This is a genomic window from Sporosarcina sp. (genome assembly GCF_029257255.1).
GTDB lineage: Bacteria > Bacillota > Bacilli > Bacillales_A > Planococcaceae > Sporosarcina.
In genome coordinates, this window is record NZ_JARICI010000049.1 from 57172 (window position 1) to 69181 (window position 12010).

A 12010-nucleotide genomic window follows, 5' to 3' on the forward strand; every position below is an offset into this window, starting at 1 on the left:
TGCCTAGTTAGGCTGACCGGGGGATTAGAATGAAAGAAAGATTCACAAAGCTCAGAGCGGATCTTAAGGAGTTCTGGGGAAGTCGCTCCAAAAAACAAAAAATCACATATATTTCTACAGCTGCCAGTGTCATTGCATTGGCCATTTTTTTAACAGTGTTCCTATCAAGAACTACATATGTCACGCTTTATTCAGAAGTCTCGCCTTCTGAAATAGGCCGCATTAAAGAAGTATTGGACGGGCAGGGTGTTTCGTATGTTGTCCAGCCAGGGGGAACTGCTATTGCGGTGCCTGAAAAACAGCTGGATTCGCTTCGTGTTTCATTGGCTGCTGAAGGATTTCCGGACTCTGGTCTTATTGATTACTCCTTCTTCTCTGATAATGCAGGATTCGGAACGACGGATAATGAATTCAATATGATCAAATTGGCTGCTATGCAGACAGAATTAGCGAACTTAATAAAGGGTATAGAAGGTATTAAGGATGCGAAAGTCATGCTGACGTTGCCAACAGAAGGTATTTTCGTCAATGATTCCACGCAGGAAGCAAGTGCAGCGATTATGCTGAAGACTAATCCGGGTCAAAACTTCTCGGATCAGCAGATTGCATCTTTATATAATTTGGTTTCCAAAAGCTTACCGAACTTATCTAATGATAATATCGTCATTCAGAACCAGTATTTTGAGTACTTTGATTTAAAGGGTTCAGAAAACTCTTACGGTCAGAGTGTTACAGATCAAATGGGCCTAAAGAAAACGATAGAGCGCGACTTGCAGAGACAAGTGCAGATGATGCTCGGTACCATGATGGGACAGGATAAAGTAGTTGTTTCAGTTACGACTGATATTGACTTTAAAGTGGAAAAACGAAAAGAAGATCTGGTAACACCGGTTGATGAAGAGAATATGGAAGGAATCGCTTTAAGTGTACAGCGGATTACCGAATCGTTTTCGGGAACGAATCCGGCGGTTGGCGGAACACCTGAAGCTGAAGATCCGACTGATAACCGTACAACCTATGTAGAAGGTGATATGGGCAACGGTGATTATGAGCGTCTCGAAGAAACCATTAATAATGAAGTAAACCGTATTAGTAAAGATATTATAGAAAGTCCTTATAAAATCCGCGATCTAGGCATCCAAGTAATGATTGAGCCGCCAACAGCGGATGATCCGACTTCATTGGCGCCTGAAGTTCAGCAGGATGTAGAACAGATTCTGGAAACCATTATCCGGACTTCGTTGGATAAGGAAGCAGCAGGTGAGCTGACAGATGAACTGCTTGCTGAAAAGATCGCTGTGTCTGTACAGCCGCTAAAAGGTAAGAACGTTCTGTTTGATGAGCCGAAAACGGTTATTCCTTGGTGGGCATACGTAATTGGCGGCGTACTGCTGCTGGCATTGATCGTAGTTCTCGTACTATTCCTGCGTAAGCGACGCCGTGAAGCGGAGATGGAAGATGAACTTGTATTGGAGCAGCAACTTGATGCAATCCAAGTGGATGATATTAATCTGGAACAAGAGACAGAAGCAACAGCACGCAGAAAACAACTCGAGAAAATGGCGAAAGATAAACCAGAAGAGTTTGCCAAGCTATTGAGAACGTGGATTGCTGAGGAGTAACGGAGGGATGCAAGTTGGTAAAGAAAGATAAAGATATGTCCGGCAAACAAAAGGCTGCCTTACTTCTCATCTCTCTGGGGCCTGAAGTCTCAGCAGCGGTTTATAAGCACTTGAACGAAGATGAGATTGAGCGCTTGACATTAGAAATATCGGGCGTGAAAAAGGTCGATTCTTCAGTGAAAGAAGAGATTATTGAAGAATTCCATAACATTGCACTGGCACAAGATTATATTTCACAGGGTGGAATCGGCTACGCGAAAACAATACTTGAGAAGGCACTCGGTAAAGAGCATGCACAGGCAGTGATTAACCGTCTGACGTCTTCACTGCAAGTACGGCCGTTTGACTTTGCCAGACGTGCAGAACCGTCGCAGATTTTAAACTTTATTCAAAATGAACATCCGCAAACGATTGCGCTTATCCTTTCCTATTTGGAGGCAGAGCAGGCAGGATTGATCCTTTCTTCGCTTCCACAAGAAATGCAGGCTGACATAGCTAAGCGTATTGCGACTATGGAATCTACTTCACCTGAAGTAATCAGTGAAATTGAAGCGGTTCTTGAACGTAAACTTTCTTCGACAGTTACACAGGACTTCACAGAAACGGGCGGAGTTGACGCGGTTGTCGAAGTGCTGAACGGAGTAGACCGTGCGACAGAGAAAACGATTCTCGATGCACTCGAAATACAAGATCCGGAACTGGCAGAAGAGATCCGCAAGAGAATGTTTGTCTTCGAAGATATTATTACATTGGATAACCGTTCGATTCAGCGCGTGGTTCGCGAATGTGAAAATGAAGACCTCATTTTGTCGATGAAAGTATCCAGTGAAGAAGTAAAAGATATTCTATTTAAAAACATGTCGCAGCGAATGGCTGAATCTTTCCAGGAAGAAATGGAAATCATGGGGCCTGTCAGATTGCGTGATGTAGAAGAAGCACAGTCAAGAATCGTTGGCATTATTCGTCGACTGGAAGATGCGGGTGAGATTATTATTGCTCGCGGCGGAGGAGATGACATCATTGTCTAATCTGTTTCGTTCAGATCGTACAGTAGTGAACCAAAGCGGCGCAAAAGAAATTTCAATCCGCAGTCTGCAGCCGCCGCTACCGGATCAGACTCTTGCTGAAACGCCTGTAAATACAGGTGCAATGTTTGCTGAACGGAGTCGTATGCTGCAGGAGATGGAGCAACGCAGCGCCATGGTAAATGCAGACATTCAGCAACGCATGGAAAATGCAGCAGCGGATATTGAAACGATGCGTGCAGCGTGGGCTGAAGAAAAAGAACAGTTGCAGCAACAGGCGTATGACGAAGGGTTTCAAGCAGGATTTGAGGATGGGCGCAATAAGGCACAGTCTGATATGCAGGAAACGATCGAAGCTGCGAATGAAACGACAACTTTGTCATATCAGAATGCTACGCAGTATTTAATCAATCAGGAGCGGGTCATTCTCGATATTGCGATTCGTTCAGCTGAGCAAATTATTAATAAGACGATGGAAGATGATGAAGAAGCGTATCTATCCATCGTTAGAAAAGGCATAAAAGAAGCACAGGAAATGAAAGAAATTAAACTGTATGTCCCAACCGAGCATTTTAAAATGGTGACAGCCAGCCGGGCCGAATTGGCTTCGATCTTCCCTCCTGAAACGCCATTTATGATTTTTGTCAACGAAGACTTCGATGCAACGGATTGTTTTGTCGAAACTAATTCTGGACGCATTGTGGTAAGTGTCGATGAACAATTGAATGAACTGAAGGAGCAGCTTGTCGAAATTATGGAAAGTGGTGTGTAATTTTGAGAAAAGCAGAAGATTTAATTCGAATCATTCCTAATATTAATACGATGAAAAAATATGGCCGGGTTATTCGGGTAGTCGGTTTACTGATTGAGTCACAGGGACCGGAATCTTCTATTGGAGATGTATGTTTAATTCATTTGAATGTGCCGGATGCAGGCAGGGCTATTATTAAAGCAGAAGTAGTCGGTTTCCGAGAAGAAATCGTCATGCTTATGCCTTACACGGATATCAGTAACATTTCCAGCGGCTGCTTAGTAGAATCGCTAGGCAAGCCGCTTGAAGTAAAAGTGGGCATGAACTTGATCGGCAAGGTGCTGGATTCGATGGGAAATCCTATTGACCACAGTGTGTTGCCAAAAGGACTGGCGACTGTCCGGACGGAAAATAGCCCGCCGAATGTGCTGACCCGTCCGACTATTAATGATAAATTGGCGGTCGGCGTTAAAGCAATTGACGGAATGCTTACAGTAGGAAACGGGCAGCGTGTCGGGATCTTCGCCGGTTCCGGAGTTGGTAAAAGTACGTTGCTCGGAATGATAGCCCGCAATACAGAAGCTGATATCAATATTATTGCGTTAATCGGAGAGCGGGGCAGGGAAGTTCGGGAGTTTATTGACCGCGATCTTGGGCCCGAAGGCATGAAGAAAACGATTGTTGTTGCAGCTACGTCAGACCAGCCCGCGTTGATGCGGATCAAAGGAGCCTTTACAGCAACTGCGATTGCTGAGTACTTCAGAGACCGTGGTATGCGTGTCATGCTGATGATGGATTCCGTAACCCGTGTCGCAATGGCACAAAGGGAAATCGGTCTTGCTGTCGGTGAACCCCCTGCAACGAGAGGGTACACACCGTCCGTATTTGCTATCTTGCCCAAGCTTCTAGAACGGACAGGCACCAATGAACAAGGTGCGATTACTGCGTTTTATACCGTGTTAGTTGACGGTGATGATATGAATGAACCGATTGCGGATGCAGTACGAGGGATTTTGGACGGACATATTGTGCTCGACCGAACCCTAGCTAATAAAGGTCAGTATCCAGCGATCAATGTATTGAAAAGTGTCAGTCGTCTGATGAATCACATTGCAGATCCTGAACACGTCAAAGCAGCAGAAAAACTGCGGGAGCTTTACTACACATATGACAAATCGGAAGACTTGATTAACATCGGTGCTTATAAAAAAGGGACATCGAAAGAAATTGATGAAGCGATTGAATATGAACCAATCATTACAAACTTTTTGAAGCAGAGCTATAAAGATAATATACAGCTCGAAGATACAGTGAATGAAATGATCGCTTTGGCTTCTGGAGGAGGAGGCAACATATGACTTCTTACCGCTACCGATTTGAAAAAGTGCTGACATTGCGAGAACAAGAGCGTGATGAAACGGAAATGGCTTATAAAGAAGCCATTGAGCAATTTGAAGAAGTGGCAAGGGAGCTGTATGATCAGCTGAAAAAGAAGGAAGACACATTAGAGGAACAGCAACAGCGAATGAGCACAGGTTTCTCTATCGACGATTTGCATCATTACTCACGCTTTATTGGCACTCTCGATGTGAAAATTGACCAGATCCAGCAAGAAGTGATGAAATCCCGTTCTAAAATGAGCTGGTATGAGTCACAGCTGCTGGAAAAGAATATTGAAGTGAAGAAGTTTGAAAAAATGAGAGAAATAAATAAACAACAATATGATGCCGAAATGGAACATGCGGAGGCAAATCGAATTGACGAACTGGCCACGATGAAATTTCGCTCAAAAGAAGACAGGTGGTAAAGTGGCAAAAGCTAAGAAGAAAAAAGAAGTAGAATCTGTAGAAGTGCAAGAGAAGGGGTCCGCTGGTTTTTTTCAGATTTTATTAGCTTGGATTATCATTCCTCTCATGTTCACAACGGCCGTCGTTTTGATTATTGCGAAAGTCGCGGACGTCAACGTCTTTGACCAGGCTAAAGAATGGACTTCGAAAGTACCATTTCTTGAAGAGAAAGCACCTGACGAACAAGCGGAAGGCGATTTAATCTTGGAAGAACGCGTCATTTCTCTGCAGGCTGAAATTCAGGAAAAAGAAGCGCAACTGTTCGAAGTGCAGGATGAGCTGACGAAAGTGAAAGATTCCAATGAAACGTTAGAGATCGAAAAAGAGAAGCTAAATGAAGAAATTGAGAAACTGAAGCTCGCGCAAAGTGAAACGAAGCGTGACTTTAAAGAAATTATAACAACTTATGAGCAAATGTCAGCTAAATCGGCAGCCCCTGTCATTACAAAAATGGGCGATGCAGAAGCGGTACAGATTTTATCCAGTCTAAAACCTGCGACTTTGGCAGCGATACTTGAGAAAATGTCCCCAGAAGAAGCGGCGAAATATACAACTATGCTTACAAAGTAGTATAATAGTAATTGAGGGAGGTGAAAAAATGAATTTAGGACTATTGATGAATGTTGGAGCACCGAGTGTACCTTCTGTCTCGTCTGGCGGTTCTTCAAATGGAACAAGTGGTGCTGGATTTGGAAGTGTTTATCAGAGTTTGATGGGAGCTTCCGAAATTACCGATACTGGACAAGTTGGAGCGGATGGCGCTTTGGCTAAGATGATACAGGATATTATGCAGGCCGACAGTTTAGAAGAGTTGGCAGTTATTTTGGAAGAGTGGCAGCAGGATGGTAAGACGACTTCTGCGATGGATCAGTTATTGAAGGGGTTGGGCAGTAAGCAAGTCTCTGAAAATATGTCAATTACAGAACTTTCGAACTTAAATAAGTTTCCAAGTCTGCAACAATTAGCTGCTCTAATTACAGAAAATCCTGATAAACTAGTAGAAGTAATGACTAAGGCACTAGCAGAAGCAGGCGTTTCTGAAAAAGATATTGAGCAACTGCAGGCAACAGGTGATATTTGGTTCGTATTGGATACATTGCAGAAACTTCCTCCTGAACAAATACAGATTGCGATAGAGAAACTGCCTGAAAAAGTTACAGTTGAAATAACTGCTTTATTCAAAGCAATTGAACTAGCCGCACCAAAAATGGATCTGCATGTGAAACAGGAAGAACTGATTAAGACAATTCAACCGTTGTTGTCACAATTTGCGGGACATTTAGAAGAGAAAACTGTTCAGCCAGAAATTAAACAGACAATCCAGCTGCCGACCGCAGTTCAGCATATGATTCGTTTCACGACGGAACACTCAGCTGCAGATACTAAACAGCAGGGCGAGCAAACAAAGTCTAACGAGTCGTCGACTTTGCAATCTGTATTGCCGCAGATTGAATCAAGACCTGTATTTCAGATGACACAGACTGAAAAGGCACCGGAAAGTCGCAGTGAAGCGTTGATGCGTGAGTTCCAGGCAATATTGAACCGGGCGAACTTTGGTCAGACAGGTGGAACAAACAGATTATTGGTCAAACTATATCCGGAGCATTTAGGACAAGTCCGCATTGAATTGCTCGAGGTCAACGGCATAATGACAGCCAGAATCCTGGCATCATCCGCTATGGCACGTGAGATGCTTGATAGTCAAATGCATCAATTGCGACACGCATTTAACCAGCAGAACTTGCAGGTGGAACGAATTGATCTGTCACAGACGATACAGGATCCGGGCAAGAATGAACGGGAACAGGCTTTTAACAAACAAAATGAACAAAGTAAAGAGCAGCAGACCGAGCAAAATGATAAGCAGGATGAACATGAACAGACTTTCCAGGAGTTCATGATTGAACTGGAGGTATAGAGAATGCCGGAAGTAAATAATACCACTTCAGCACAAAAACCAATTACAGATTCGGATTATCTAATTAACAAGCAGCGGGATGAGCGAAAAACCGGTCCAGATACGATGGGCAAGGACGCGTTCATGAAAATATTGATCACACAGCTGACGAATCAGGATCCGACGAATCCGATGAAGGATACGGAATTCATGGCGCAGATGGCACAGTTCTCTGCACTTGAGCAAACAATGAACATGGCGAAAGCTTTTGATAAGTTCGCAGATGCTCAGTCTCAAAGTCAACTAATTCAGTATAATAGCTTCATTGGTAAAGATGTGAAATGGCACGAAGTTACTGATAAAAAAGATGAAGAGGGCAAGCCGATTATTAATGAAGGAACCGGCACTATCCAGTCCATTAAATATGTAGACGGTTCAGTAGTATTTACACTGGCGGACGGGAAGGAACTTTCACCCGGCAATATTTCTGAAGTGCTCGCAAACGGGACAGGCGCAACTGGTGGAAGCCAGCCAAATAATCTCGTACAGGCAAGCATGTTGATTGGTAAGAAGGTTAGTTATATGGATGGCGAAGAGGAAAAGACAGCTAAAGTTATTTCAGTTACAAATAAAGAAGGTAAGTTGCATTACGTTTTAGATAATGACAGTAAGATTGAAGGTAATCAATTCACTTCAATTAGTGAATAAAAATGAATGGGGCGATGACATGAACAAAATTGAACTTCATCGCATTCCATCACAGCCACTCATACGCCAAGGACAGACACAGCAGAAAATCCAGCCCAATCAGTCATTCTCAGCACATCTGCAGCAAGCAGTACAGCCTGAAAAACTGAAGATTAGCAAACATGCCAATGATCGTCTGCAGGAACGCGGAATACAAATGTCAGAAGCAGAATGGGCGCGCATCTCAGAAAAAGTGGACGAGGCGAAGAGGAAGGGAATCCGTGAATCACTCGTGTTGACTGATCAAGCCGCACTCATAGTAAGTGCGAAAAACTCAACCGTTATCACTGCGATGAACCGCATGGAAGCGAAAGATCAACTATTTACGAATATTGACGGCACGATATTACTTAGCTAAAACGGCAGGACCTTAACAGGATGCCACCGTACCGCCGACTGAATGAAGCGGTACACTTTAAAACCGAGAGGGGAAACTACATTATGTTACGCTCAATGTACTCAGGAATATCAGGATTAAAAAACTTTCAAACGAAATTAGACGTTATTGGTAATAATATTGCTAACGTCAATACTTATGGATTTAAGAAGGGCCGTACGGTTTTTAAGGATTTGTATTCACAGACGGTGGCCGGGGCAACTGGACCTGGAGATACTCGTGGTGGAGTGAATCCGAAGCAAGTGGGGTTGGGTGGACAATTAGCTGCAATTGATACTATTCATAGCCCAGGTTCAACACAATTCACAGGCAATACACTAGACTTAGCAATTGAAGGTGACGGTTTTTTTGTAGTTGGTAATCAAGACGGATCTGAGAAGTTATATACTAGGAATGGAACTTTTTATATGGACGAGAACGGAGATATCGTTGACGGTGACGGAAGGTACTTACTAGGAGGGGATGACGCTAGCCAAGTGATAAATATTCCCCTAACAGCTACCTCGTTATCAATTGGTCAAAATGGAGTTGTAAATTATGTTGATGAAGATGGAATGTTGGAAGAAGCAGATGCAGGATTTGTTGCTATAACAAAGTTTAGTAACCCTAGTGGTTTAAACAAGGTCGGGGGTAATCTTTACGAACCAAGTGCTAACTCGGGTCTAGCAGATGCAGATGGAGCAACGGGAGCACCTCAAGGGGAAGGCCGCGGTGCACTCAAATCCGGTTCCCTAGAAATGTCCAACGTAGACCTATCAGAAGAATTCACAGAAATGATCGTTGCACAACGTGGATTCCAGTCCAACACACTGATCATCACAACATCAGACGAAATCTTGCAAGAACTAGTAAACTTGAAACGATAAAAATAGCATAGTGTGAAAAGGAGGGTCGGGCCGGCCTTGGCCTGGCCCCTTACATATGATTAAGGTAACTAGATTGAATAACACGACATTCACGTTAAACGCTTTATACATAGAGAAGGTCGAGTCGTTTCCTGACACGACGATCACGTTGACTTCAGGGTCGAAGTACATCGTTCTTGATACGGTTGAGGAAGTGAACAGCCGGATCATTGAATTTTATCAAGCGGTCCAGTTGTTGTCGAATCCGCATATCCGAGGTGAAGAAGATGAAGAATAAGTTATTGACGATTTCATTAATTATTTTAGTAAGTATTACGCTGATTGGTGTTGTGGCAGTTGTATTGATTCTGAATTTCAATAAGGGTGACGAAGAGGCAGAGAAGGGTCCGAACATCGATGAAATTATAGAGTCCTCTGTCGATGTCGAAGAAATAACAACGAATCTGTCAGGACGCAATTTTATCCGCATGTCATTAAAAATCCAGACTGACAGCAAGAAAGCTGCTGAAGAATTGACGAAGCGTGACTTCCAAGTGAAAAACCTTGTTATACAAGAGCTTTCTGAAATGACAGCAAAAGACTTTGAAGGTAAAGCAGGGAAACAGCAGTTTGAAGATTCCATAAAAGCTCAGCTGAATGAACTGATGCAAGATGGTAAAATAGAGAAAGTGTATATTGTCTCTTACATTATTCAGTGACGGGCATTATGATCTGTAAGAGGTGCTTACGCAAGAGGAGGTGGGCTAATGTCGGGAGATGTATTGTCCCAAAATGAAATAGATGCGCTTCTATCTGCCTTATCGACAGGTGAAATGTCAGCGGAGGAAATGAAGAAGGAAGAAGAAACTCGCAAAGTACGCGTCTATGATTTTAAACGTGCGTTGCGGTTCTCGAAAGACCAGATTCGCAGTCTGACACGGATTCATGAAAACTTCGCAAGATTGCTGACGACCTATTTTTCGGCTCAGCTGCGTACATACATCCAGATCAATGTCGTATCGGTCGATCAGATTCCGTTTGAGGAGTTTATCAGCTCAATTCCACATATGACGCTGATTAATATATTTGATGTGTCACCGCTTGAAGGCAATATCCTAATGGAAGTGAATCCGAATGTAGCATACTCAATGCTTGAGCGTCTGATGGGGGGCTTTGGCTCCAGCTCTGGAAAAGTAGACAATATGACGGAGATCGAGACGAAAATTTTAACGAACTTATTTGAGCGGTCATTTGACAGCTTGCGTGAAGCTTGGTCAGGTTTGATTGATATCGATCCGTATCTTGCAGAAATGGAAGTCAATCCGCAGTTCCTGCAGATGATTTCTCCCAATGAAACGGTTATTGTCATTTCATTCAATATCGTTATTGGTGAATCAAGCGGCATGATCAATATCTGTATTCCGCATATAGTATTGGAACCAATTATTCCAAACTTGTCTGTTAGTTATTGGATGCAGACGAATAAAAAAGAGCCTACACCAGAACAGAGTGTATTGCTTGAAAAGCGTGTTAAAAAAGCGTCACTGCCGATTATTGCAGAACTAGGAAAAGGAGAAATCTCTATTGAGGACTTCTTATACTTGCAGATGGGCGATGTGATTTCATTAAATACAAAGATTGAAGAACCATTGACGATCCGAGTTGGTGATACGCCTAAATTCACCGCACAGCCTGGAAAACTGCGAAACCGCATGGCTGTTCAAATACTGGATATTTTGGAGACGGGAGGGGATGAGGATGATGAGTGATAACATTCTCTCACAGGAAGAAATCGAAGCGTTACTGCGAGGTGAAACGTTAGAACCGGCAGAAGAAGCTGCACCTGAATCAAGTGAAATTGAAATCAATGATTATTTGACGGAGATGGAGCAAGATGCGCTTGGAGAAGTAGGGAACATTTCATTTGGCAGTTCGGCCACTGCACTATCCGCACTACTTGGACAGAAAGTAGAGATTACGACACCACAAATCACACTGATCAATCGTGATGAATTGGATCAAGAGTTTGTCCATCCTTATGTGGCAATTAAAGTGGAATATACAGAAGGTATTAGCGGCGTGAACCTGCTTGTGATTAAGCAGAGTGACGCAGCAATTATCGCAGACTTGATGCTGGGTGGAGACGGAACTTCTCCGAATGAAGATTTGGGTGATATACATCTAAGTGCCGTACAGGAAGCCATGAATCAGATGATGGGTTCTTCTGCGACATCAATGTCTACCATCTTCAATAAAAAAGTAGATATTTCACCTCCGACAATTGATTTGATGAATATTCAGCTGGATCAAGGGACAGAACATATTCCGCCGCATAATCTGCTGATTCGTGTGTCTTTCAATCTAAAAGTTGGCGAATTGATAGATTCAAATATTATGCAGCTATTCCCTCTTGAGTTCGGTAAGAAACTAGTTTCTTCACTGATGGGAGAGGAAGAGGCGGCAACTATAACGGAAGAACCACCTGCACCAATGCAATCGGCTCCAGAGCCACAACCAGAATATCAGCAGCCTGCACCGCAGCCAGAGCCTGCTTATCAAGCACCTCCACAGCAGCAGGTTCAACAAGCACCGCCGCAGAGATCGGCACAGCCTCAGGTTCAAGTACAACAGGCACAGTTTGCCAGTTTCGAGGCCCCGAGCTTGAATAAGGAAGAAGCAAATAATTTAAATATGCTACTTGATATACCCCTTCAAGTAACGGTAGAATTAGGCCGTACGAAGCGTTCCGTTCAAGAGATTTTGGAAATGTCCGGAGGCTCTATTATTGAACTGGATAAATTGGCCGGTGAACCTGTTGATATTTTAGTTAATAACCGGTTTATTGCCAAAGGAGAAGTAGTAGTCATTGACGAAAACTT

14 protein-coding genes are annotated in these 12010 nt (G+C 43.3%); all 14 read left to right on the forward strand.

What is annotated here, in order from left to right; genetic code table 11:
• Positions 1 to 29: 29 nt before the first annotated feature.
• Positions 30 to 1622, forward strand: a complete 1593-nt coding sequence (fliF, locus tag Q1J64_RS10240; protein WP_301108960.1) for a flagellar basal-body MS-ring/collar protein FliF — start codon at positions 30 to 32, stop codon at positions 1620 to 1622.
• Between the two features lie 14 nt (positions 1623 to 1636).
• Positions 1637 to 2650: a flagellar motor switch protein FliG gene (fliG, locus tag Q1J64_RS10245; protein WP_301108961.1), complete on the forward strand. Its 1014-nt coding sequence runs from the start codon at positions 1637 to 1639 to the stop codon at positions 2648 to 2650.
• Positions 2643 to 3419: a flagellar assembly protein FliH gene (gene fliH / locus Q1J64_RS10250; RefSeq protein ID WP_301108962.1), complete on the forward strand. Its 777-nt coding sequence runs from the start codon at positions 2643 to 2645 to the stop codon at positions 3417 to 3419. The genes fliG and fliH overlap by 8 nt, the downstream gene beginning before the upstream one ends.
• A 2-nt stretch (positions 3420 to 3421) precedes the next feature.
• The gene (gene fliI / locus Q1J64_RS10255; protein WP_301108963.1) at positions 3422 to 4756 is read left to right on the forward strand and encodes a flagellar protein export ATPase FliI; all 1335 of its coding nucleotides are present in this window, start codon (positions 3422 to 3424) and stop codon (positions 4754 to 4756) included.
• Positions 4753 to 5205: a flagellar export protein FliJ gene (gene fliJ, locus Q1J64_RS10260; RefSeq protein ID WP_301108964.1), complete on the forward strand. Its 453-nt coding sequence runs from the start codon at positions 4753 to 4755 to the stop codon at positions 5203 to 5205. Before fliI ends, fliJ begins: the two co-directional genes overlap by 4 nt.
• 1 nt (position 5206) lies before the next feature.
• Positions 5207 to 5815, forward strand: coding sequence for a MotE family protein (locus tag Q1J64_RS10265; RefSeq protein WP_301108965.1), 609 nt, complete (start codon positions 5207 to 5209; stop codon positions 5813 to 5815).
• 28 nt (positions 5816 to 5843) lie between these two features.
• Complete coding sequence (locus Q1J64_RS10270; protein ID WP_301108966.1) at positions 5844 to 7163, forward strand: flagellar hook-length control protein FliK; 1320 nt, start codon at positions 5844 to 5846, stop codon at positions 7161 to 7163.
• A 3-nt stretch (positions 7164 to 7166) separates the two neighbouring features.
• Entirely contained in the window at positions 7167 to 7850 is a 684-nt protein-coding gene (gene flgD / locus Q1J64_RS10275; RefSeq protein ID WP_301108967.1) for a flagellar hook assembly protein FlgD, read from the forward strand.
• Between the two features lie 19 nt (positions 7851 to 7869).
• Entirely contained in the window at positions 7870 to 8247 is a 378-nt protein-coding gene (locus tag Q1J64_RS10280; protein WP_301108968.1) for a TIGR02530 family flagellar biosynthesis protein, read from the forward strand.
• 83 nt (positions 8248 to 8330) lie between these two features.
• Positions 8331 to 9152 carry a flagellar basal body rod protein FlgG gene (gene flgG / locus Q1J64_RS10285; protein WP_301108969.1) on the forward strand — a complete coding sequence of 274 codons (822 nt, stop codon included), beginning with the start codon at positions 8331 to 8333 and terminating at the stop codon, positions 9150 to 9152.
• A gap of 55 nt (positions 9153 to 9207) precedes the next feature.
• Complete coding sequence (locus tag Q1J64_RS10290; RefSeq protein WP_153720429.1) at positions 9208 to 9429, forward strand: flagellar FlbD family protein; 222 nt, start codon at positions 9208 to 9210, stop codon at positions 9427 to 9429.
• Positions 9419 to 9850, forward strand: coding sequence for a flagellar basal body-associated protein FliL (fliL, locus tag Q1J64_RS10295; RefSeq protein ID WP_301108970.1), 432 nt, complete (start codon positions 9419 to 9421; stop codon positions 9848 to 9850). Before Q1J64_RS10290 ends, fliL begins: the two co-directional genes overlap by 11 nt.
• A 48-nt stretch (positions 9851 to 9898) precedes the next feature.
• On the forward strand, positions 9899 to 10900 hold the full coding sequence (fliM, locus tag Q1J64_RS10300) for a flagellar motor switch protein FliM (RefSeq protein ID WP_301108971.1): 1002 nt from the start codon (positions 9899 to 9901) through the stop codon (positions 10898 to 10900).
• Positions 10893 to 12010 (forward strand): flagellar motor switch phosphatase FliY (gene fliY, locus Q1J64_RS10305; protein WP_301108972.1); only part of this gene is annotated, 1118 nt, incomplete at its 3' end. The genes fliM and fliY, both read left to right, overlap by 8 nt.